The sequence below is a fragment of the Oerskovia turbata genome, from assembly GCF_000718325.1.
GTDB classification, from domain to species: domain Bacteria; phylum Actinomycetota; class Actinomycetes; order Actinomycetales; family Cellulomonadaceae; genus Oerskovia; species Oerskovia turbata.
This window is the reverse complement of the sequence record NZ_JOFV01000009.1, coordinates 42126-62995: the sequence shown is the minus strand read 5'-3', so window position 1 is coordinate 62995 and position 20870 is coordinate 42126. Positions and strand designations below refer to the sequence as shown.

Below are 20870 nucleotides of genomic sequence, written 5' to 3'. Positions count from 1 at the left end.
GTCGGGGCCCGGTCGGGGCCCGGGGTCAGCGCGTGGCCACGCGCCGGAGCCCCGCGCCGAGCAGCATCCCGGGCGCGAGCGAGACCAGTGCGACCCCGACCGCGAACGGGGCGTCCGCCACCGCACCGAACGCCCCGCCCCCGGCACCGAAGGCGAGCACGAGCGCGAGCATCGCCGTCGCGGCGCGCTCCTGCTTGAGATGGTCGAGAACCACTCCCGTCGCGGCCCCGAAGACCACGGCGAACAGGTACAGCATCGTCTTCCCTCGTTCCGGTCGGCGGTCGCTCCGCACCCACCATGACGTACCGGACACGCGTCGTCGAGGCGCAGGGCCGGACGAGGGCCCGACGAAGGCCCGACGAAGGCCCGACGAGGGCCGGACGACCACGGGATCGGACGAGTTTTCCGCACCACCATGCGGTCCCTGTCACCTCGGGGGTCGGCGGCGTCACACACATCGATAACGAACGGGTAACGTAGGCCGCGATCGGGCGCACGACGGACGGCAACGACCACTGGCTCCCGCACCACGAAGTCGCTACCGACCTCCCGCCGGAGGCCGTCCCAGAGCACAGGAGTCACGTCAGGTGGAAACGTCCGCACCGGTCCAGCAGCGCCCGCACGGCGCCGCGCCGACCCCCACGCGGCGTCAACGTCAGGCCGAGCTCCGCGCGCGAGAGCTCGCCGCGGCCGGACTCGAGGGACGCCCCCACGCCGACCACCTGCGGGTCGAGCACAGGCACGCCAGCACCTCGCGCCCCGCGACGGCCCCCGCTCCGCAGGCCGTCGCACCGGCAGCAGCCGTCGCACCGGCAGCGGCCGTCGCCGCTGCCCCTCGCACGTCCCCGTTCCCACCGACCGGCATCCTGCGCGCGGCCCCCGAGCCCGCCGCCCCGATCCGGACGCCGTCCGGCGAGATCCCCGTCGTCCTGGTCCCGGCCCCGACGCCGCTGCGCTCGACCCCCACGCCGGTCGTCACCGCCTCCGCGGACGCCCCCGCCACCCTGATCACCGACCCCGTCTTCCCGCCGCTGAGCCGACGCGAGCGCAAGACGGGCGGCCCCACGACCGGGTCCACCCCCGTGGCCCCCGCGACACCGGCCCGTGGCACCCTGTTCGGCTCGCGTCTCGTGGCGCGTGCCGCGACGGGCGCCGCCTTCGTCGGTGCCCTGGCCTGCGTGCCCATGATCATCCCCGGCACGGCGTCGGGCGACCTCGCCCCCGGTGGGCAACAGGCCGACCTCGCGGACGACGAGGGCGGGAACACCACGACGCTCGCCGGTCAGGCCGGTGCCACCGAGGACGACATGATCGCCAAGGCGGAGGCCCTCCTGGCGCGTGCCGAGGCGTCCTCGGCCTCCACGCACGAGCTCGAGACCGCGCGTGCGGAGCTCGCGGCCCTCAAGGACCAGATCCTCGCCGAGCGCAGCGAGGGCTCGCAGCGCGCGTCCCGCTCGAACGAGCGCACGTCCCTCGCGGACAGCGCCGAGGTCGCCGACACGACGGTCGCGCAGGGCGAGGGTGCGGCCACCGGCCCGCTCACGACCGCGGACCTCGGCCAGGCGATGAACAACGTGGCGATGCAGCTCAACGACTTCGGTGAGCCGTCCCAGTCCGTCGTCACGCCGGCCCCCGCGACACCGGCCGAGCTCGCGGCCGAGCGTCGGACCCGTGCGGCGACGCTGCTCGACCAGTGCGGCTCCACCAACTTCTCCAACGGCAAGATCCCGGCGTCGGCCCTCACGTCGCTGTCGTTCGCCCGGAACCACTCGCTGCGCTGCGACGCGGCCGCGATGCTCGAGGAGCTGTCCGCGGCGTACGCACAGCGCTTCGGCACCTCGATCCCGCTGACGGACACCTACCGTTCCTACTCGGAGCAGGTCGCGACGCGAGCCGCCAAGCCCGGTCTCGCGGCCGTCCCGGGGACGTCGAACCACGGGTGGGGCCTCGCGATCGATCTCGCAGCCCCGGCGTCGAGCCCCGGTTCGGCCCAGTACAAGTGGTTGCGCGCCAACGCCCCGCTGTACGGGTGGGACAACCCCGCGTGGGCTCGCCCCAACGGGTCCAAGCCCGAGCCCTGGCACTTCGAGTACGCGGCAGGCTGGTAGCGGCCCCTCAGCGGAACGCCGCGTCCGCGTCGGGCGTGAGCGCCCCGTCCGGAACCTCTCCTCGCAGGACCTGCGCGACGACGTCGGGCCGGGTGAGCGGGAACATGTGCCCCTCGCCCGGGATCCCGTAGACCCTCGCGCCGAGGCGCGCCCCGAGCTCGCGCTCCTCCCGCAGGAACGCCCCCTGGCCGCGGCTGCCCCACCCGACGAGCTGGACGGGGCGGACCGCGAGGCGGTCGAGCGCGTCGGAGCGGTCGGCGAACAGGGCCGTGACGCGTTCGGCCTGCGACCAGCTCTGCTCGTACTGCCCCATGAGGAGTCGCCACGCCTCGGGCGTGCCGTAGCGGCGGGCGGCCTCGTCGTCGGGCATGGGGTCGGGGCGGTGCGTCCCGTCGTACCAGGCCCGACGGCGCAGCGCAGGCCCGCGCCTCGTCACCGCTGCGCAGCGCGAGAGCAGGCTGCCGCCCGCGTGGAGCACCCTCTCCGCGAGCAGCGTCGCCCCGACCGGGGCGGGGCGTTCGGGGCGTCGCGGCACGAAGGGCGCCGTCGGGTCGAGGAGCACGACGGCTCCGAGCTCCTCGGGGTGGGTCAGCGCCCACTCGATCGCAGCGAGCCCACCCACGCTGTGCCCCACGAGCCCGATGCTCGCGGGGGCGTGCTGCCCGTCCAGGCCCAGCGAAGCACGGATCGCGGCGACGGGCGCGGTCACGGCCGTCTCCCACGCGTCGAGCACGAGCACGGTCGCGGCCGGGTGCTGCTCCCGCACGACCTGGGCGAGGGGCTCCATGTCGGAGGGGGCGAGCAGGAGGCCGGGCAGGATGACCCACGTGGTGGGTGGCGGGGTCGCCGTCGTCATGGACCCCACTCCATCATGCGTCCCTGGGACTCGCCTCGACGGAGGCTGTGAGTTCCTCCGCTCCCTCCGCGGAGGGGGCCCGCCGGGGGCGCACCCGGCGCTGCGGGATCCTCAGGACCTGCACGGTGAGCACCAGGACGACCGAGAACGCGACGATCTGGACGCGCTGCGCGATTCCCGTCCCGAGCGGCAACGGGCTGCCGAACAGGCCGATCGCGCCGGTCACGATCCCCAGGACCGGCCCGAGGGCGCCCGCGAGGCGGGCCGAGAACCCGAGGGCGGTCCGCCGTCGGGCACGCGCGAGCCAGACGACCCCCGCGCTCGCGACGAACGAACCGATCCCCGACGCGACGCTCGAGACCGTGTGCGCGTGGTGCGCCGCGCTCAGGTGACCCGACTCCTCGCGCGCGGCGCAGGTCCCGACGGACAGCGCGCAGTCGAGCGGCAGCAGGGCGTCGACCATGGTCGCGAGCCCGAACGCCACGAGCGCCCAGAACGTCACCCGCTGCGCGAGGGTCGCTGCCGCGAAGCCTGCGGCACGCCGACGTCGGTGGGCGACGGCCAGGACCGCGAGCCCGACGACCACGAGCGCGCCCGCGGCGAGATCAGCACCGCGGAAGAGCGCGGACGTCGGCTGGTCGCGTGCCGCGAGCTCGGACAGGTAGGAGCGGGCCGGGTCGAGCGGCCACCCGGAGACGGCCTCCAGCACGACGCCGACGTAGAGGATCCCGGCAAGGGTCAGCAGGACCTGGGCGACCACGTCGAGAGGCGTCCTGCCCGTCGTCGAGCGTGCCGTCATCCTCGCACCACTGGTCCTCCCGCCCCGCCGTCCACCGGCCTCCTGTCGGTCGCTCGCAAGTGCGTCCGTCCCTGCTACAACGTTTCGTCGGACCTGTTCGTCTCCAGTGACGAGAGGATAGTTCTTCTACCCCAAGGAGCCCCATGTCGAGCAGCGCCCCCGGCGCGGAACGGCCCGTCCGCGCGGCCGACGACCGCCTGACCGAGCTTGTCCGTGCGCGGGGCCCCGCGCTCGTCGGCTACGCCTACCTGCTCGTGGGGGAGAAGAGGGCCGCGGAGGACCTCGTCCAGGACGCCTTCGTGAAGGTGTTCGTCCGCACGCGCGACCACGGCTCGCCCGAGGCGATCGAAGCCTACGTCCGGCGCACCATCCTCTCGCTCCACATCGACGCCTACCGGAGGTCTCGCCGATGGGCAGCGGTCCGGCACCTGTTCGCGACCCCGGAACGGGACGATCAGCACGCCGACGCCGAGCAGGCCAAGGACATCCGGTCGGCGCTCGGGCACCTCTCGCCGCAGGAGCGCACGTGCATCGTCCTGCGGTACTTCGACGACCTGACCGTCCCGCAGACGGCCGAGCGGATGGGCCTCCATCCCGGCACGGTCAAGCGCTACCTGCACCATGCGGTCGCCAAGCTGGAGTCGCTCCTCGGTCCGTTGGAGGACGGCTCGACCTCGCACGACGACGACCTGACCGTCCTCCCCCTCATCACCCGAACCACCACCCGGAGCGCAGACTCATGACCAGGATCGACGAGGAGCTGAGCGCCCTGAGCGAGACCGTGGCGCACGACACGACCGGCCCTGCCCCCGAGGACGTCGTCCTGGCGGTGCATCGCTCCAGGCGTCGGCGTCGGGGCGCCCTCGCGAGCGGGCTGGGGGGCTTGTCCCTCGCCGTCGCCGTCACGGCGGGCGTCGTGGACTGGTCGGCGCTCCGACCCGCCCCGTCGGCCCCCGCGGAGGCACCGGCCGTCGTGGAGCCGCTCGCAGGGGACACCATCCAGTGCGGCACGCCCGAGAGCGACATCGTCCCGACGACGACGCTCACGCTCACCGACGTCTCCCGCGGGCAGGTCGAGGTCACGAACAGGTCCTCCGACCCGTTCTTCGCCGCGTCCAACGGAACGGCCCGCACCGTCCTGGTCCAGGACGGGCGTGTCGTCGCGATGACCCTGGCCGAGGTCCAGCCGCTCGTCCCGGTCGACGTGGGCCCCGGAGACTCCCAGGTGCTGGGAGTCGCAGGCGCCCAGTCCTGCTCGGGCATCGAGGGCAACGGTCCCGCTGCGGCACCGGTGGGGACTTACACGGCCTACCGTGTGCTGCCGGTCGACGAGCTGTCCGGTCCCGACGCCCTCGACACCTGGGACGGCACCGACGGCACGCCGGTCACGATCGTCTCGGCGCCCTTCGAGCTCGAGATCGTCGACAGCTTCCCCTCGGGAGCCTTCGAGTGCGGCGCCTCGGTTCCCGACAACCTGGTGGTCAAGGACGGGCTGCAGCTCGTCTCCGTGGTGGCGGCCGACGCGCCCTCTCCTCAGGAGACCTCTCAGCCCGGTGACCAGCAGGCCCCCCTCTCCTTGTTCCTCCACAACGGGACCGGTTCGTCGGTCACGGTGGGCGGCAGCGGCTGGAGCTCGGTCGTGTTCGTCCACGACGGGGTCGTGGTGGCCAGGACCATCGGTGTCCAGGAGCCGGTCTTCCAGGCGACGCTCGCCCCCTACGAGTCGGCGCCGGTGAGCTTCGAGCTGATGCTCGCGTGCCCCGAGTTCCCCTTCGGCGTCGACCCGTCGGAGGTCGTCGCCTACGGCAGCCTCGACATCTCGCCGGCCACCGGGACCACGCTCGACACCGTGGTGGGTGGACCGTGGAGGGTGTCCGCCGCAGATCTCTCCAGCCTCACGGCCGAGAGCCCTGCCATGGGCTAGCGGGGTGAGCGCGTGGGTGCCACCAGCGCCTGCACGCCGGCGACGATGCGGTCGATCCCGAACTCGAGCTCGGCCTCGGCCGAGTACGCGGCCTGCTGCGCCTCGCCGACCGTGGCGCCCACGCGCCCGGCCACGGCGAACGTGCTCATGGCGCTGATCCGTTCGAGGAGCGGGGCGTTCACGGCCCACCACTCGTCGTCGGTCTGGCCGCTCTCCTCGTGCGCGTGGCGGGCCGCGCGGGCCCGGCGTGCCGCGGTGGTCGCCTGCCCGACGACGAGCGTCACGGTCGCGTCCATCGCGACGTCGTCGAGCCCGACGCCCTCGATCGCCCGCAGCTCGACGTCGTACTTGCGGGTCTCGCCCGGCCCGAGGACGGGCCGGGCGAGGTCGATGTCGAGGAGCCACGGGTGTGCCGCGAAGAGGTCCCAGTTGGCGCGGGCCACCGACCGCAGCCGGTCCTGCCACGTGGCACCGGGCGCCTCGTCGTGCGGGTAGAGCTCGCCGTACGCGCGGTCGACCACGAGGTCGACGAGGTCGTCCTTGTTCTGGACGTAGGTGTAGAGCGACATGGTGCCGATCCCGAGCTCGGCGGCCACCTTGCGCATGGACAGCCCGGCGAGCGCGCCCTCCGAGTCCGCGAGCCCGACGGCGGCCCGCGCCACCTCGTCGGGCGTCCGGGACTGCTGGGGCCCCCTCGCGCCACGATCGGCGTGCAGGCCCCACAGGAGCGCGAGGGTGCGTGCGGGGTCGCGGGGGGTCGCGGGGGGCGTCGGGGTCGGCACGGGCTGGCTCCTCGTGAGCGATCGGGGGGCGTCGAGGGGGCTTCGACGGGTGCCCGACCTGTCGGGAATGTTCTGCGTACATCGTACGGGCCCTGCCGCAGCACGAGCCTCAGGCCGCGCCCGTCCCGGTGCGCTCGAGCAGGACCATGACCTCGTAGTGCGTGGTCTGCGGGAACATGTCCAGGACGCGGCCCCGCACGGGGCGCAGCGACGGCATGGCGGCGAGGTCGCGGGCCAGCGACACCGCGTTGCAGCTCGAGTAGACGACCTGCCGGACGGTCGAGGACTCTAGCCAGCCCGCGAGCGCGGCGCCGATCCCGCGCCGCGGCGGGTTCACGATCACGAGGTCGGGGTCGTGCTGGGCCGCGAGGGCGAACGTCGTGGCGTCCCCGGCCCGGAACGTCACGTCGTCGAGCCCTGCCTGGGCCGCGCTGCGCTCGGCGCTCAGGATCGCCTCGCGGCTCGACTCGATCCCGACCACCTCCCTGCCAGGGGTCGCGCAGTGGAGCGCGAAACCACCCACGCCGCAGTACAGGTCCCAGACGCTGTCCGGCGCGGCCTCGTCGACCCACTCGCGCCCCTGGCGGTACAGGGCCGCAGCGACCTCGGTGTTGGTCTGGAAGAAGCTCTGCTGGCGCAGGTGCATCTCGATCCCGTTGACCCGCATGGTCAAGGTGTCGGCCTCGGTGAGCAGGATCTCGTGCTCGCCCTCGAGCGCGGCCTTGTGCTCGGGCAGGATGTTGGCCGACACCACGCGCGCCTGCGGCAGCGCGTCGAGCAGGCTCGGCAGGTGCTTGCGCAGGCGTGAGACCGGCTCCTGCGAGCGCAGCACGAAGCGCACCATGAGCTCGCCGTCCGGGGACTGCGTGACCAGCAGGTTCTTGAGCTCACCGCGCCGCGTCGCCACGTCGTAGGGCGTGAGGCTCGCCCGGGTGACGAAGTGCGCGAGGACGGGGAGGACGGCCTGGAGGTCGGCCGGGTAGAGACCGCAGTCCTGGAGGTCGACGCCGCGTCCACCGGCGTCGAGGATGCCGAGCGTCGGGCTCTCGACCGTGCCGCCGACGACCATCTTGGCCTTGTTGCGGAAGCCCGACTCGCGGCTCGCGACCGGTCGCTCCCACCGCAGGTCGGCGTGCGCCGCGAGGAGCTCGCCCGCGTGCCGCTGCTTGTCGGCGAGCTGCGCGGCGTAGCCCTGGCCCATGAGGGTGCACGAACGGCACTCGTGGGCGTCGAAGTGGGGGCACTGCATTCCCCCGATCCTACGGGGCGGGCCTGGGCGGGACGGCCCCGTCCCGGGGCGCTACCGGCTTCTCGCCGATCACGACCGTCGCCCCGAGCTCGTCGTCGGTCTCGATGCTCGCCAGGAGTCCCGCACGCTCGAGGAGCCCGACGGCGACGGGCGCCTGGTGCTCGCTCGTCTCGATCAGGAGGTGGCCGCCGGGGGCCAGCCAGGACGCTGCGTCGGCGGCGACGCGGCGGTGCACGTCGAGGCCGTCGTGACCGCCGTCGAGCGCGACGCGCGCCTCGTGGATCCTCGCCTCGGGCGGCATGGTCTCGATCGCGTCGGTCGGGACGTAGGGGGCGTTGACGACGAGGACGTCGACGTTCCCGCGCAGACGCACCGGCAAGGCGTTGTACAGATCACCCTCGTGCACTTGTCCATCGAGGTTCCGGCGGGCGCTGCGCACCGCGGCGGGATCGATGTCCGCTGCGTGCAGGTCGATGCCCGGGTGCGCCGCCCGCAGCACCGCCCCCAGCGCGCCCGTGCCGCAGCACAGGTCCACGACCGTCGCGCGCTCCCCCGTGAGCCCGCTCGCGAGCGACGCGAGGACCTCGGTGCGGCGTCGCGGCACGAACACCGTCGGCTCGACCAGGATGCGTAGCCCGCAGAACTCCGCCCAGCCCAGGACCTGCTCCAGGGGCAGCCCCGCCACCCGGCTCGCCACCATGTCGTCCAGCTCGGCCGGGGAGGTGGCGGCCGCACGGAGGAGGTCGGCCTCCTCCTCGGCGAACACGCACCCCGCAGCACGCAGGGTGGACACGACGTCTGACGGGCTCATGGCGGGACTCACGCTACTACCCGGCCCCGCTCACGGGCGGACAATGGACCCATGCCCGACGACGCAGCCCCCGCCCCCACCCGTCCCACCCCTCCCGTGGTCGCCACCCCACGGGGCCCGTCCCCGCAGGCGCGAGCCCACGCGGAGGACCTCGCACGATTCGTCGAGGCCTCGCCCTCGTCGTTCCACGCGGCCCACGAGGTCGCGCGCCGCACCGTCGAGGCGGGCTTCACGCTGCTCGACGAGGCCGACGCCTGGCCGCAGCAGGCCGCCGGGGGCCGCTACGTCGTCGTGCGGGACGGTGCCGTCATCGCCTGGGTCACGCCCGCGGGCGCGACCCCGACGACACCCTTCGCGATCCTCGGCGCGCACACCGACTCCCCCGGGTTCAAGCTCAAGCCCAGGCCCACCACGGGCCGCGAGGGCTGGTGGCAGGCCGGCGTCGAGGTCTACGGCGGGCCGCTGCTCAACTCGTGGCTCGACCGCGAGCTCGAGCTCGCCGGTCGGCTCGTGACGCTCGACGGCCGCAGCCACCTCGTGCGGACCGGCCCCCTGCTGCGCATCCCGCAGCTCGCGATCCACCTCGACCGCACCGCGAACGACGGCCTGAAGCTCGACAAGCAGCGCCACACCCAGCCCGTATGGGGCCTCGGTGCGCCCGACGCCCCCGACGCCGACCTGCTCGCGCTCCTCGCCGAGCACGCGGGCGTCCGGGCCGCGGAGGTCGGCGGGTACGACCTCGTCGTGGCGGACACGCAGGCGCCGCGGATCTTCGGTGCGCACGAGGAGCTGCTCGCCTCGGGACGGCTCGACAACCTGCTCTCGGTGCACGCGGGACTCGTCGCGCTGCTGGAGGCGGCTGCCGGGACCGAGACCGGAACCCCGGGCGGTGAGGCACCGATCGCGGTCCTCGCGGCGTTCGACCACGAGGAGATCGGCAGCGAGACGCGCTCGGGGGCCAGCGGGCCGTTCCTCGCGGACGTCCTGTCGCGCATCAGCGGCGGGTCCGGGGCCGGCGCCGAGGACCGGTACCGCGCGCTCGCGGGGTCGCTGTGCGTGTCGAGCGACGTCGGGCACTCGGTCCACCCCAACTACCCGGAGCGGCACGACCCGGCCAACCGCCCCGTGGCAGGCGGTGGCCCGATCCTCAAGATCAACGCCAACCAGCGGTACGCGACCGACGCCCACGGGGCAGCGGCCTGGGCCGCGGCCTGCGCGGCGGCCGGGGTCCCGAGCCAGGAGTTCGTCTCGGAGAACACGGTGCCGTGCGGGTCGACGATCGGGCCGCTGACCGCGACCCGCCTCGGTATCCGGACGGTCGACGTCGGCGCGCCCATCCTCTCGATGCACTCGGCGCGCGAGCTCACGGCCGTCGCGGACCCGTACTACCTGTCCCGCGCGATCGGGCAGGTGTTCGCGGGCTGAGACCGGCGGACGCCCGTCACCGGTCACCGAGGGAGAACGTGGTGCGCGAGGTAGAAGCCCTCGCGCACCGCGTCGCGCAGAACGTTCCGCCTCGTCGCCCTCGGGGCAGTGCCCGCTCGACGGTTCGGTGCCCGCAGGTGCCAGGTGGGAGACTCTGAGACGTGCCCAGCCCGTCGCGAACCCCGGAACCGGGCGTCCTCCTCGACGTCCTGCTCGCGGGCGGCCGCCGCGCCGACCGGCTGACGCACGTCGAGCACCTGCCCGGTCGCCCCGGGCGGCAGGCGGACTGGCCCGCCTGGGCCGACGCGTCGCTCGTCGCGGGCTACCGCTCGATGGGCGTCGATCGACCGTGGTCGCACCAGGTCGAGGCCGCCGAGGCCGCCTGGTCGGGGCGCCACGTCGCGCTCGCGACGTCGACCGGCTCGGGCAAGTCGCTCGCGTTCTGGTTGCCTGCGCTCAGCGCGGTGCGCGCCGACCGCGCGGCGGAGACTCTGGCCCCGGGCCGGATCGAGAGTGCCCGCACGCGCGGCACCGTCCTCTACCTGAGCCCGACCAAGGCCCTCGCGGCCGACCAGGTCGACGGCCTCCAACGCCTCCTCGACGCCTCCCGCACGGGCGACGTCAAGGTCTCGACGTGCGACGGTGACACGTCGTTCGAGGAGCGCAAGTGGGTGCAGGAGTACGCCGACGTCGTCCTGACCAACCCCGACTTCCTGCACTTCGCGCTCCTGCCCAACCACCGGCGCTGGGCGCGGTTCCTGCGCAACCTGCGCTACGTCGTCGTCGACGAGGGGCACTCCTACCGGGGCGTGTTCGGGGCCCACGTGGCCCTCGTGCTGCGGCGCCTCGCACGGCTCGCGGCGCACTACGCACCGGCGCTGCCCGCGCCACAGGCCAGCGTGTCAGAACCAGCGAGCACTCGAGGTCACGCTCGTTCTGACAGCAGCGCCCCGAGGAGAGGTCTCACGTTCGTCGTCGCGTCAGCCACGACGGCCGACCCCGCCGTGAGCGCGGGCCGCCTCATCGGGGTCCCGCCCGAGCAGATCGTCACGGTCGACGCCGACACGAGCCCCGCCGGGCGCAAGACGTTCGCGCTGTGGCAGCCACCCGAGGTCCTGGGCTACGAGGCCGCGCAGGCCAGGGCGGCAGCGGCGAACGACCCGGCGGCCGACGCGGCCCTCGCCGAGGCCCTGCTGATCGACCCCACGGCCCACGACGAGCTGGGTCTCACGCGCGACCCCGACGAGCCCGCGACCCCGGGCGACTCCCCCGAGCGCCCGCGCCGGTCCGCGACGGCCGAGGTCGCGGACCTCCTGGCCGACCTCACGGCAGCAGGGGCCCGCACGCTCGCGTTCACGCGCTCGCGCCGAGGCGCCGAGGCTGTTGCCACCCAGACGCAGGACCACCTGCGCGTCGTCTCGCCCCAGCTCGCACGCCGCGTCGCGGCCTACCGCGGCGGATACCTCCCCGAGGAACGCCGGGAGCTCGAGCAGGCGCTGCGCAGCGGCGCGATCCGCGGCCTCGCGACGACCAACGCGCTCGAGCTCGGGGTCGACATCTCGGGCCTCGACGCGGTGCTCATCGCGGGGTGGCCGGGCACGCGCATGTCGGTCTGGCAGCAGGCCGGGCGCGCGGGGAGGGCCGGGGCCGACGGCCTGGTCGCGTTCGTCGCGCGCGAGGACCCGCTCGACACCTACCTCGTGCACCACCCCGAGGCGATCTTCGCGGCGCCCCTGGAGGCCACCGTCTTCGACCCCGCCAACCCGTACGTCCTCGCGCCGCACCTGTGCGCGGCGGCCGCAGAGGTCCCGCTCCGGCAGTCCGACCTCCCCCAGTTCGGCGACCCCGCCGCGGTGACCGAGCTCCTGGGCGTGCTGGTCGCGCGGGGTGCGCTGCGCCGTCGGGCGTCCGGGTGGTACTGGACCCATGCCCGGTCCGCCGCCGCGATGACGGACCTGCGCGGCTCGGGCGGCTCGCCCGTGCGCGTCGTCGAGGCCGGCACGGGGCGCCTGCTCGGCACGGTCGACGCGGCCTCGGCCGACGGCTCGGTCCACGACGGCGCGGTCTACGTCCACCAGGGCGTGAGCTACGTCGTGGAGTCCCTCGACCTGCGGGACGGCGTCGCGCTCGTCGCGCGCCGGGACGTCGACTTCGGGACGTGGTCGCGCTCCGTCACGGAGATCGCGATCCACGGCGTCCGCGACGACGAGCCGGGCGAGGCCCCGCTCGAACCGGGCGAGGTCGCGTCGCCGAGCGCAGGCCCGACGGCGGAGCCCACCCCGGGCGACCAGCCGTCCGTCCCGCAGGGCACGGCCCCGAACGACGCCGCGCACCCCGCGATCCAGCGCTGGTGGGGGCCGATCGGCTGGGGGTTCGGGCCGGTCGAGGTCACGAGCCAGGTCGTGAGCTTCCAGCGCCGACGCCTGCCGGACCTGCAGATCCTGGGCACCGAACCGCTCGACCTGCCCGAGCACACGCTCCCGACGACCGCCGTGTGGTGGACGGTCCCGGCCGACGTGCTCGAGGCCGCCGGCATCGACGCCGACACTGCGCCGGGAGCGCTGCACGCGGCCGAGCACGCGTCGATCGGGCTCCTCCCCCTGCTCGCGACGTGCGACCGCTGGGACCTGGGCGGGGTCTCGACCGCGATGCACGTCGACACCGAGCAGGCGACGGTGTTCGTGTACGACGCGTACCCCGGCGGTGCGGGCTTCGCCGAGCGGGGGTTCCACCTGGGCGCGACGTGGCTGCGCGCGACCCGGGCCGCGATCTCACGCTGCCCGTGCGCGGACGGCTGCCCGGCGTGCGTGCAGTCACCCAAGTGCGGCAACTTCAACAACCCGCTGGACAAGGCCACGGCGGTCCGCCTGCTCGACGCGGTGCTCGCGTACGCGCCCGCGTGATCACTCCTGCTGCAGCACCTGCTCATCGAGCCAGGCAGGGACCTCGCCACGGGCGAGCGTGACACCCGTCCAGTACTCGTAGACCGCGACGTGGTGCGGCTCGGACTCGGTCGCGACGTGCGTCGCGAGGTCCACGGCGATGCCCATCTCGGCGACGCGCACACGACGCCCGTCGACCACCTCGTCACGCAGCATCCGCACACCGTCGCCCGAGCAGGCCGAGTCGACGTCGTCCGGCTGGTCGCAGATCACGATCTGCAGCCCGCCGTGCTGGAAGGCCATCTCGAACCGGTCGCGCTCGACACGGGTCACGAAGAGGAAGTCGGCCCGGGGAGAGTCGACGGGCAGTGCCATGGTCCCCTGGTGCGGGGACTGCGTGATCCGCCGCGCCTGGTCGCTGTTCATGCTCGCCGGAGCCGCGTGCGCGGGGGCCTGCTCACCGCCCAGGAGAAGGGTCGTGAGCAGCCCGATGGCCCCGACCAGCCCGAGCGCCCCCAGCACCGTCGCGACGGTGCGCCGCTCGATCGTGATGTCCATGTCTCCCCCTGCCCGGTGCCCCGGGGACCCGGGTGTCGTTGGACCCTCGAACAACGAGCCGGGCGGAGCATGGCACAGGCGGCCGCTGGCCGTCGATGTCCGCTCACCGCGCCGACAGCGGTCCCGCGCGTGCCGCAGCCCGCGCGGTGCCCAGCACCCCGGCCCACCCCGTCGCCTCGCGCGTGACGTCGACCCGGACGACCCCGCGTCCCTGCTCGTCGCAGGTGACGACCACGGCGCCGTTGCGCTCCGCGGTCTCCCGCGCCGTCGGGCAGGCCTCCCACCCTCGCTGGAGGGCGGTCGCCGCGGCGAGCGCCGCGAGGTCGGCCGCTGCCTGCGCCCTGCCGCGGGCCCCCTGGGCCGAGGCGAGCGCCGCGAGGGCGAGCCCCAGCACCAGGGCGACCGCGATGAGGCCGAGCGCCAGCACGGTTCCCGAGCCGCGGTCGCGTGGCCTCACGGCTCGCTCCACGCGACCGCCGCCCCGCGCGCCTGGAGCGGAGAGCGCGACAACCAGCCGCCGACCACGGGCTGGGCGACCCGCACCTCGACCCACGGGTCGACGCGCGTGACGGTCACCGTGGCGTCGGGCCCGGCGACCTGCCCGACGACGGCGCGCACCGCCGCGTCGTCCTCGCCGATCGCGACGGCCCGGGCGGCGGCGCGCGCGGCGTCGGCGGCCTGGAGCTGCGCGTTCGCCGCCGCTGCGAGCGTGAGGACGGCCACCAGCACGAGGACGACCGCGGGCAGCGCGAGCGCGAGCTCGGCGGTCACGGTGCCGCGTTCACGGTCGCAGAACCTGCGCCCGAGCCGCCACCGCACGCTGGTGGCCGTCACCCTCATCCGATCGACAGGGCGCGCTGGACGATGCCGAGCAGCATCTCGCGCACCTCGCCGCTCTTGAGGATCGCGATGAGCAGTCCGGCGAACCCGACCGCCGCGATGGTCGCCACCGCGTACTCGGCGGTCGCGAGACCGGCCTCCGGGTCCTCGCCGCGGACGCGGGCGAGCAGCCCCGCCCACCCCGCTCTCGCTCCGTGCACAACCTTCATGGGTGTCTCCTCCTGGTCGTGGCCCGCCCGTCGCGCGCCGTGCCGCCCACTGTGGCGGGCCCGGGCCCCGGGCCGCTGGGCCGAGCGGCGCCGCTGTGGATGGAGCCCCCCGCAGGCGTCCTGTGGACGGCCCGGCCCGGTCCGGCGGGCCCCTCCGAGCCGCTACGTGGCGTCCTGCTGTGCCAGCCAGGTGAGGATCACCCGGTTCGTCTCCTCCGGCAGCTCCTGCTGGATCCAGTGACCGCAGTCCAGGTCGACCACGTCCACGTCGGGCACGAACTCGGCGAGCCTCTCCGACCTCGCGACCATGTCCCGGGAGCCGTGGATCATGAGCGCGGGTTGCTTGATGACGGGGTCTGCGTCCGCCAGCTGGCGCCAGTTGCGGTCGAGGTTCCGGTACCAGTTGATGCTTCCCGTGAAGCCTGTCGCCTCGAACGCGGCCACGAACACGGCCAGCTCGGCGTCGCTCATGAGGGGATCGCCGAGCGGTTCCTCCGCCCTGGCGAGACTCATCAACGCCATGCCCGGCTCGGGTGCTCTGAGCGGCTCGTTCTTCCGGTACAGGTTCCGCAGGAACCGGGACGTGTTCTCGTCGAGCACGGCGTCCGCGACGCCCGGTCGGCGGTTGAAGTGGACGAAGTAGAAGTCGCCGCCGAGCACGTCTTCCATGAGCTCGATCCAGGGCCGCTCACCACGTTCCTGGTAGGGCAGGCTCAGGTTGATCACCCGGTCGACCCGGTGCGGGTGCAGCAGGGTCAGCCCCCAGACGACGAACGCACCCCAGTCGTGGCCCACGAACGTGGCGTCCTCGTAGCCGTAGTGGTCGAGGAGCGCGACGAGGTCTCCCGCCAGGTGCTCGATGTCGTACTCGGTCACCTCGGCCGGCCGGGACGAACCGCCGTAACCACGCTGGTTCGGGACGATCACGTGATAGCCCGCCGCGACGAGGGCGGGTACCTGGTGGCGCCAGGAGTAGGCGTGCTCCGGCCAGCCGTGGCACAGCACGACGGGCCGTCCGGCGTTGTGCCTGCCTGCTTCGAAGACTTCGAGCTCCACGCCGTTGACGGCTACCAGGGTGGGCTCGGGGAAGTCGGGGAGACGGTGAGTCGTCGGTGGGTTCATGCCGCCATGGTGCGCACGGGTACCGGTCAACCCGTGTCCGGTTCTCCGCGCGACCGCCACGTCTTCCCGCGAGACTGGTCGGCAGCGGCTGTCGATTCCGTCGGTGGTCACGCGTCATCGTGATGAAGGACCCACCCACCACCCACTCATCTGGAGGAAACATGAGCACCGAGTACGCGATCCTCATCCACGCCCCGGAGGACGGCACGCCCGCGATGCGTCCGGACCTGGCCGCGGAGATCATGGCCCAGCACGACGAGTTCACGCGCCGCGTCGTCGCCGAGGGGCACCGCATCACGGGCGGCGTCGAGCTCGAGGCCGCCCGGACGGCGACCCTGGTCCGCCCGGGCGTCGGGACGACCGAGGGCCCGTTCACCGAGCTCGCCGAGCAGATCGGCGGCCTCTACCTGGTCGTGAGCGACGACCTCCCCGGGCTCGCGACGATCATCGACGAGGTGTTCGCGGGCGACGGCTGCACGTACGAGATCCGCCCCACGGTCGATCACGGCGGGCCCGACGACGCGACCGACCCCGAGGCCGCCGTCGCGTCGACCGCCGGCGCAAAGGCCTGACCTGTGAAGGTCGTGCTCCTGCTGGACGAGGACGAGCAGCTCTGGGCCGCGGCCTCCGCGGACGAGCGGTCGCGGTACGTGGTGCAGCACGACGAGCTCGCGGCGAGGCCGTCGCCCTCCTGCCGCAGCTCACGGTCGAGCTGCACCCGGTCGTGGACGTGGACGACCCTGTGAGCCGGCGCCTCGGAGGCCGCGGGTGACGGAGGTCGAGGACGCGCTCTCGGCCGCCTGGCGGGAGCACTGGGCGCGGTTGCTCGCGATGCTCGTCGCGCGCTACCGCCGCCCCGACCTCGCCGAGGACGCTCTCGCGGACGCGTTCGCCGCTGCGGCCCGCACGTGGCCCGTCGACGGCGTGCCGGGCTCCCCCGCCGCCTGGCTGCGCACCGCGGCAGGGCGGCGGGTCCTCGACCGCCTGCGCGCGGAGGCGGTCGCCGTCCAGAAGGTCCCGCTCATGATCGTGGAGGCGAGGTCCGCGGCGGACGCCTCGGACGCAGTGCCCGGCCCGCCCGACGACGGCGCGCACCTGCCCGACGAACGGCTGCGGCTCGTCTTCTCGTGCTGCCACCCGGCGCTGTCGGTCGAGGCGCGCACGGCGTTGACGCTGCGGTTCGTCGCGGGTCTGCCGGTCCCGGACATCGCACGCCTCTTCCTGGTCCAGGAATCGACCATGGCCGCTCGCCTGACGCGTGCGAAGAAGCGTCTGGTCGCGGCGGGCATCCCGTTCGAGGTCCCGCCGCCCGAGCGGCTGGGCGAGCGGCTCGACGACGTCGCCTCGGTCCTGTACCTGACCTTCACCGCGGGCTACGCGCCGGGCACGGGGACCGACGTCCTGCGGGTCGCGCTCGCGGGCGAGGCGATCCGGCTGGGGCGTCTGCTCGACGAGCTGCTGCCGGGCCGCCCGGTGGTGCGTGCGCTGCTCGCGCTCATGGTGCTCCAGCACTCGCGCCGGGACGCGCGGGCCGCGGCGGACGGGTCGCTCGTGCTGCTCGCGGACCAGGACAGGTCGCGGTGGCGCGGCGAGGAGATCGCGTCGGGTCTCGCGCTGCTCGCATCCGTGCCCGACGACGTCGCGGGCCTCGCGCACGAGTACCGCCTCCAGGCGTCGATCGCCGCCGCGCACGCTGTCGCGGGACGTGCCACCGACACCGACTGGGGTGCGATCGCCGACCTGTACGCGGAGCTGGAGGTTGTCACTTGCTCGGCGATGGTGCGGCTCGCGAGGTCGGTCGCGGTCGCCGAGGTGCAGGGGCCGGTCGCCGCCCTCGCGCTGATCGACGACTTCGAGGGCATCGACGAGGTCCTGCGGACGAACCACCGGCTGCCTGCGACGCGGGCCGAGCTGCTGGCGCGGGCCGGCCGACCGGTCGAGGCTGCGGCGTGCTTCGAGGAGGCCGTCCGGCGCTGCGGCAACGCGGCCGAGCGTGAGCACCTGACGCGGCGGTCGGCCGAGGTGCGTGCTGCCGCAGGGCGGTGATCCCTGCATGCGCCGCGTCGGTGACCCAAGCCGCTCAGCCCCCGAGCACCCCGCCCCCCAGCGACAGCAGCACCGGCAGCAGGCCGATGAGGACGAAGGCCGGCAGGAAGCACACGCCGAGCGGCAGCACGAGGTGCACCGCGAGGCGCGCCGCGGCCTGACGTGCGGCGGCCTGCTGGTCGCTGCGCAGCTGCTCGCCCGCCGCGCGCAGCGCCTCGCCGGGCGCCGCTCCCTGCTCCCACGCGAGCCCCAGCGCGGACTGCACCACGGCCAGCCGGGCAGGCGCACCGGCCCACGCCTCGGCCCACCCTGCGCCGAGCACGACCGCCGCCCCCGCGCGGGCGAGCGCGGCGCCGTCGGGCCCTCCGACCGCCTGCCCCACGGCCTCGAGCGCACGCGGGACGCTCGTCCCGGCCCGGACCGCGGCCCCGAGCAGCTCGAGCAGGACACCGATCTCCACAGGGCCCACGGGCCCCGTCCGGCTCCCTGCGGCACGCCCGCCCCTCGTGAGCTCGTCGAGCCGCGCTCCGACACCGGCCCGCGCGACCCACCACGCGCTCGACGCGACGAGGCACCCGCACGCGACCGCGACGACCAGAGACCAGTCGATGCTCACGGACCCGTCGATGCCCAGGGACCACGCGCTCACGGCGGTGCCCCCACCGCACGGGCTCGTGCCACGAGGCGCCCCGACCACCGCCGACCGACCAGGAGGAGCACCGCTCCTGCGAGCAGCCCGGCAGACCCCACGCCCCCGCCGAGTGCCGTCGCGAGCGGGTCCACCCCCAGCGCGACCCCGAGCAGCACCCCGACGATCGGCAGCCACAGCAGCACGCGCGCCGTCGCGGCGGGTCCCGCGAGCGAGGCCTCTCTGTCGGCCCGGGCCTCGGCCTCGGCCGCGAGCGCCCGCGCGATCGACTCCAGGACCTCGCCGAGCGGCGCGCCGACGTCGGCGGCCAGGCGGCTCGCCGCCACGACGGCCGCGACCTGCCCCTCTGCCTCGGCCGACCCGCGAGCACTCACCACGGTGAGCAGGTCGCCGCGGTCGGGCACCCCCTGCTGGTCGACGCGCACCGCGGCGGCCGAGACCCAGGCGGTGCCGGGCGCGGCCCCGGCGCGCAGCAGCGAGGCGACGTGCGCGACCACGAGACGCACCGAGGACGGCGAGGCCGTGCGCCGCCACGTGAACAGCCGGCTCCCTCGGGACCTGCGGTCCGGGCGCCCACCGGCGACCTCCACCGCCGACCGCCCGGGCGGCGCGACCGCGACCCACACCACGCACGCGACGAGCAGGCCGAGGATCACGCCCCGCCCCACCGGTCGACGAACGCGTCCCACCCGGCCCCGTGGACCGGGTCCTGCTCACGGTCCCACGTCGCGACGGGGTCGACCACGAGCTCTCCGCGGACGTCTCGCCGCACGACCCCGATCTCGGCGAGGTACCGCACCCGCCCGGACCGCCGCAGGTGCAGCACCACGTCGAGCGCACCGGCGGCCTGGGCCGCGACGGCCTCGCGCGGCATGCCCGCGAGCGCGGCGAGCGCCTCGAGGCGTGCGGGGACCACGGCCGCCGCGTTGGCGTGGATCGTGGCGAGCCCTCCGTCGTGCCCCGTGTTGAGGGCCATGAGGACCTCGCGGACCTCGGCACCGCGGCACTCGCCCAGGACGATCCGGTCGGGTCGCATGCGCAGCGCGTTGCGGACCAGGTCGGCGAGGTCGACGGCGCCGGCCCCCTCGACGTTGGGCCGTCGGGCGGTGAGGGGCACGACGTGCGGGTGGTCGGGGACGAGCTCGCGGGCCTCCTCGACGCACACGATCCGTTCGTGCCCGGGGACGAGCGACAGGAGCGCCGCGAGCAGGGTCGTCTTGCCCGTCCCGGTGCCGCCCGAGACGAGCATGGTAGCGCGTTCCGTCACGAGACGTCGGAGCACGGGCGCCCAGCACCGGTGCAGGCCTCCCGAGTCGACGAGCTCGTCGAGCGCGAAGGCCCGGGAGCGGAGCACGCGCAGCGAGATCACGGCCCCGGACTCGCACACGGGCGCGATCGCGGCGTGCAGGCGTGTGCCGTCGGGCAGCCGCGCGTCGACGAGGGGGCTCGCATCGTCGAGGCGCTGCCCGCCCGCGGCGGCCAGCCGGACCGCGAGCGCCCGCACCTGTGCGGGGCTCCCCAGGTGCAGGGGGACCCGCTCGAGCCCCGCGCCACGGTCGACCCACACTTCTTCAGGAGAGTTGACGAGGACGTCGGTGACCTCGGGGTCGTCGAGCAGGGGCTGGAGCGGCCCGGCACCGTAGAGCTCGGCGCGGGCGCGACGGGTCAGGTCCGCGAGCGCGGCGCTGCCGAGCACCCGGCCCGAGCCGCGCAGGGCCGCGTGGAGCTGGGCGTCGTCGGCCGGGGCGCCCCCGACGAGCTGCCCGCGCACCTCGGCGAGCAGGGCGTCGTCGAGAGCGTCGCCGGTCATGCGGCGCCCCGCGACGCGGCGCCGACCGCGGCGGCCAGCTCGGTCCCGGCGCGGCCGAGGGGGCGCCGGGACCGGACGTCGGGCCCCTCGCCGCGCTCGACGCGTGCGGCGTGCCCACGGTCCCAGGGGACGATCCCGGCGAGCGGCAGCCCGACGACGTCGCTCACGTCCCACGGGTCGAGGCGCCCGGGTGCGGGCCGCCGTGCCACGAGGCGCAGGGCGCGCCCGGCGCCGTGCCGGGTCGCGAGGTCCGCGGTCGCGACGGCCCCGGCGACCGCGGGCAGGTCGAGCGGGGTCACGAGGAGGAGCGTGTCGCAGGCGCCCACGAGGGCTGCGTGCGAGCCGGACCCCGCCCCGGCGGCGTCCGCGGCCCCTTCCAGCACCGAGCGGGGCAGGTCGAGGACCAGGACGTCGCACGCGTCGGCGAGGGCCGAGCAGACGTCCACGACCACGCCGTCGTCGAGGGTCACGGGGTCGGCGCGGTGCGCGCTCAGGACCGGTACGTGCTGCCAGGCGGGCAGGAGGCCGGCGAGCGCGGGCCCGTCGACGGCGCCGCGCGCGTCGCGCAGGTCGGACCAGCGGGGCCCTTCCTGGTGGTCGATCCCGAGCAGCACGTCGATCCCGCCGCCTCGTGTCGCGAGGTCCACGAGCACGGTGCGCCGTCCGGCCCGCCGCAGCCCGTCGGCGAGCGCTGCGGCCACCGTGCTCGTCCCTGCTCCACCACGTGCGCCGATCGCACCCACCACGGCTGCCACTGCCCTGCCCATTGGACGTCCCCCCTGTCGCCGGCCCGGGACCGG

At 74.8% G+C, this 20870-nt stretch carries 23 protein-coding genes; 8 read left to right on the top strand and 15 right to left on the bottom strand.

The window, feature by feature from the left end; genetic code table 11:
* Positions 1-25: 25 nt before the first annotated feature.
* Positions 26-256, bottom strand: a complete 231-nt coding sequence (locus tag IE95_RS20435; protein WP_030151770.1) for a hypothetical protein — start codon at positions 254-256, stop codon at positions 26-28.
* Between the two features lie 331 nt (positions 257-587).
* Here IE95_RS20435 and IE95_RS19645 point away from each other — a divergent pair, with 331 nt between their 5' ends.
* Complete coding sequence (locus IE95_RS19645) at positions 588-2108, top strand: M15 family metallopeptidase (protein ID WP_051703035.1); 1521 nt, start codon at positions 588-590, stop codon at positions 2106-2108.
* Between the two features lie 7 nt (positions 2109-2115).
* Here IE95_RS19645 and IE95_RS0111480 read toward each other — a convergent pair whose 3' ends face one another.
* Both IE95_RS0111480 and IE95_RS18955 read right to left on the bottom strand, forming a co-directional pair.
* A complete protein-coding gene (locus IE95_RS0111480; protein WP_030151768.1) occupies positions 2116-2964 on the bottom strand; it encodes an alpha/beta fold hydrolase in 849 nt (282 codons plus the stop codon).
* A gap of 13 nt (positions 2965-2977) precedes the next feature.
* Entirely contained in the window at positions 2978-3763 is a 786-nt protein-coding gene (locus IE95_RS18955) for a DUF998 domain-containing protein (RefSeq protein WP_051703034.1), read from the bottom strand.
* 143 nt (positions 3764-3906) lie between these two features.
* Between IE95_RS18955 and IE95_RS0111470 the strand changes: the two genes are divergently transcribed.
* Together IE95_RS0111470 and IE95_RS0111465 are read left to right on the top strand one after the other, a co-directional pair.
* Positions 3907-4506 carry an RNA polymerase sigma factor gene (locus tag IE95_RS0111470; protein ID WP_030151766.1) on the top strand — a complete coding sequence of 200 codons (600 nt, stop codon included), beginning with the start codon at positions 3907-3909 and terminating at the stop codon, positions 4504-4506.
* Positions 4503-5687 carry a hypothetical protein gene (locus IE95_RS0111465; RefSeq protein ID WP_030151765.1) on the top strand — a complete coding sequence of 395 codons (1185 nt, stop codon included), beginning with the start codon at positions 4503-4505 and terminating at the stop codon, positions 5685-5687. The genes IE95_RS0111470 and IE95_RS0111465 overlap by 4 nt, the downstream gene beginning before the upstream one ends.
* Here IE95_RS0111465 and IE95_RS0111460 read toward each other — a convergent pair.
* The 3 genes from IE95_RS0111460 to IE95_RS0111450 form a co-directional block, all read right to left on the bottom strand.
* The gene (locus tag IE95_RS0111460; protein WP_030151764.1) at positions 5684-6469 is read right to left on the bottom strand and encodes a TetR/AcrR family transcriptional regulator; all 786 of its coding nucleotides are present in this window, start codon (positions 6467-6469) and stop codon (positions 5684-5686) included. The two genes, IE95_RS0111465 and IE95_RS0111460, sit on opposite strands and share 4 nt — an antisense overlap.
* Positions 6470-6578: 109 nt before the next feature.
* Positions 6579-7718 (bottom strand): 23S rRNA (uracil(747)-C(5))-methyltransferase RlmC, encoded by a 1140-nt coding sequence (gene rlmC / locus IE95_RS0111455; RefSeq protein ID WP_030151763.1) that lies wholly within the window; start codon positions 7716-7718, stop codon positions 6579-6581.
* A 10-nt stretch (positions 7719-7728) separates the two neighbouring features.
* Complete coding sequence (locus IE95_RS0111450; protein ID WP_051703033.1) at positions 7729-8529, bottom strand: putative protein N(5)-glutamine methyltransferase; 801 nt, start codon at positions 8527-8529, stop codon at positions 7729-7731.
* 51 nt (positions 8530-8580) lie between these two features.
* On the opposite strand from IE95_RS0111450, the gene IE95_RS0111445 reads away from it, so the two are divergent.
* Positions 8581-9954 carry a M18 family aminopeptidase gene (locus IE95_RS0111445; protein WP_084690164.1) on the top strand — a complete coding sequence of 458 codons (1374 nt, stop codon included), beginning with the start codon at positions 8581-8583 and terminating at the stop codon, positions 9952-9954.
* 161 nt (positions 9955-10115) lie between these two features.
* Entirely contained in the window at positions 10116-12857 is a 2742-nt protein-coding gene (locus tag IE95_RS0111440) for a DEAD/DEAH box helicase (RefSeq protein ID WP_084690162.1), read from the top strand.
* On the opposite strand, the gene IE95_RS0111435 is transcribed toward IE95_RS0111440, so the two are convergent.
* The 5 genes from IE95_RS0111435 to IE95_RS0111415 all read right to left on the bottom strand — a co-directional run bounded on the left by IE95_RS0111435 (position 12858) and on the right by IE95_RS0111415 (position 15565).
* On the bottom strand, positions 12858-13394 hold the full coding sequence (locus IE95_RS0111435) for a hypothetical protein (protein WP_030151759.1): 537 nt from the start codon (positions 13392-13394) through the stop codon (positions 12858-12860).
* A gap of 103 nt (positions 13395-13497) precedes the next feature.
* Positions 13498-13851, bottom strand: coding sequence for an Rv3654c family TadE-like protein (locus IE95_RS0111430; RefSeq protein WP_051703032.1), 354 nt, complete (start codon positions 13849-13851; stop codon positions 13498-13500).
* Positions 13848-14228, bottom strand: coding sequence for a TadE family type IV pilus minor pilin (locus IE95_RS0111425; RefSeq protein ID WP_030151757.1), 381 nt, complete (start codon positions 14226-14228; stop codon positions 13848-13850). The genes IE95_RS0111430 and IE95_RS0111425 overlap by 4 nt, the downstream gene beginning before the upstream one ends.
* A 2-nt stretch (positions 14229-14230) precedes the next feature.
* Positions 14231-14443, bottom strand: a complete 213-nt coding sequence (locus tag IE95_RS0111420; RefSeq protein WP_030151756.1) for a DUF4244 domain-containing protein — start codon at positions 14441-14443, stop codon at positions 14231-14233.
* Positions 14444-14605: 162 nt separating this feature from the next.
* Positions 14606-15565 (bottom strand): alpha/beta fold hydrolase, encoded by a 960-nt coding sequence (locus IE95_RS0111415; protein ID WP_030151755.1) that lies wholly within the window; start codon positions 15563-15565, stop codon positions 14606-14608.
* A gap of 161 nt (positions 15566-15726) precedes the next feature.
* Between IE95_RS0111415 and IE95_RS0111410 the strand changes: the two genes are divergently transcribed.
* From IE95_RS0111410 to IE95_RS0111400, 3 genes are read left to right on the top strand one after another with little or no spacing between them, the layout of a single operon-like run.
* Positions 15727-16137, top strand: a complete 411-nt coding sequence (locus IE95_RS0111410; protein WP_051703030.1) for a YciI family protein — start codon at positions 15727-15729, stop codon at positions 16135-16137.
* Positions 16138-16140: 3 nt separating this feature from the next.
* Positions 16141-16311, top strand: a complete 171-nt coding sequence (locus IE95_RS20430; protein WP_157283428.1) for a hypothetical protein — start codon at positions 16141-16143, stop codon at positions 16309-16311.
* Between the two features lie 22 nt (positions 16312-16333).
* Positions 16334-17611: an RNA polymerase sigma factor gene (locus tag IE95_RS0111400; RefSeq protein ID WP_036571909.1), complete on the top strand. Its 1278-nt coding sequence runs from the start codon at positions 16334-16336 to the stop codon at positions 17609-17611.
* Positions 17612-17645: 34 nt separating this feature from the next.
* Here IE95_RS0111400 and IE95_RS18950 read toward each other — a convergent pair whose 3' ends face one another.
* The 4 genes from IE95_RS18950 to ssd are packed head-to-tail and all read right to left on the bottom strand — an operon-like array spanning position 17646 to position 20825.
* A complete protein-coding gene (locus IE95_RS18950) occupies positions 17646-18260 on the bottom strand; it encodes a type II secretion system F family protein (protein WP_240666245.1) in 615 nt (204 codons plus the stop codon).
* Positions 18257-18916 carry a hypothetical protein gene (locus IE95_RS0111390; RefSeq protein WP_129429564.1) on the bottom strand — a complete coding sequence of 220 codons (660 nt, stop codon included), beginning with the start codon at positions 18914-18916 and terminating at the stop codon, positions 18257-18259. The genes IE95_RS18950 and IE95_RS0111390 overlap by 4 nt, the downstream gene beginning before the upstream one ends.
* On the bottom strand, positions 18913-20070 hold the full coding sequence (locus tag IE95_RS0111385; protein ID WP_036571908.1) for a TadA family conjugal transfer-associated ATPase: 1158 nt from the start codon (positions 20068-20070) through the stop codon (positions 18913-18915). Before IE95_RS0111385 ends, IE95_RS0111390 begins: the two co-directional genes overlap by 4 nt.
* Positions 20067-20825 (bottom strand): septum site-determining protein Ssd, encoded by a 759-nt coding sequence (gene ssd / locus IE95_RS0111380; RefSeq protein ID WP_240666244.1) that lies wholly within the window; start codon positions 20823-20825, stop codon positions 20067-20069. Before ssd ends, IE95_RS0111385 begins: the two co-directional genes overlap by 4 nt.
* Positions 20826-20870: the final 45 nt, after the last annotated feature.

What these genes read in the sequence shown, in the direction of transcription:
- IE95_RS20435 (WP_030151770.1), bottom strand. Translation starts at nt 256, where the DNA reads ATGCTGTACCTGTTCGCCGTGGTCTTCGGGGCCGCGACGGGAGTGGTT.
- IE95_RS0111480 (WP_030151768.1), bottom strand. Translation starts at nt 2,964, where the DNA reads ATGACGACGGCGACCCCGCCACCCACCACGTGGGTCATCCTGCCCGGC.
- IE95_RS18955 (WP_051703034.1), bottom strand. Translation starts at nt 3,763, where the DNA reads ATGACGGCACGCTCGACGACGGGCAGGACGCCTCTCGACGTGGTCGCC.
- IE95_RS0111470 (WP_030151766.1), top strand. Translation starts at nt 3,907, where the DNA reads ATGTCGAGCAGCGCCCCCGGCGCGGAACGGCCCGTCCGCGCGGCCGAC.
- IE95_RS0111465 (WP_030151765.1), top strand. Translation starts at nt 4,503, where the DNA reads ATGACCAGGATCGACGAGGAGCTGAGCGCCCTGAGCGAGACCGTGGCG.
- rlmC (WP_030151763.1), bottom strand. Translation starts at nt 7,718, where the DNA reads ATGCAGTGCCCCCACTTCGACGCCCACGAGTGCCGTTCGTGCACCCTC.
- IE95_RS0111450 (WP_051703033.1), bottom strand. Translation starts at nt 8,529, where the DNA reads ATGAGCCCGTCAGACGTCGTGTCCACCCTGCGTGCTGCGGGGTGCGTG.
- IE95_RS0111445 (WP_084690164.1), top strand. Translation starts at nt 8,581, where the DNA reads ATGCCCGACGACGCAGCCCCCGCCCCCACCCGTCCCACCCCTCCCGTG.
- IE95_RS0111435 (WP_030151759.1), bottom strand. Translation starts at nt 13,394, where the DNA reads ATGGACATCACGATCGAGCGGCGCACCGTCGCGACGGTGCTGGGGGCG.
- IE95_RS0111420 (WP_030151756.1), bottom strand. Translation starts at nt 14,443, where the DNA reads ATGAAGGTTGTGCACGGAGCGAGAGCGGGGTGGGCGGGGCTGCTCGCC.
- IE95_RS0111415 (WP_030151755.1), bottom strand. Translation starts at nt 15,565, where the DNA reads ATGAACCCACCGACGACTCACCGTCTCCCCGACTTCCCCGAGCCCACC.
- IE95_RS0111410 (WP_051703030.1), top strand. Translation starts at nt 15,727, where the DNA reads ATGAGCACCGAGTACGCGATCCTCATCCACGCCCCGGAGGACGGCACG.
- IE95_RS0111385 (WP_036571908.1), bottom strand. Translation starts at nt 20,070, where the DNA reads ATGACCGGCGACGCTCTCGACGACGCCCTGCTCGCCGAGGTGCGCGGG.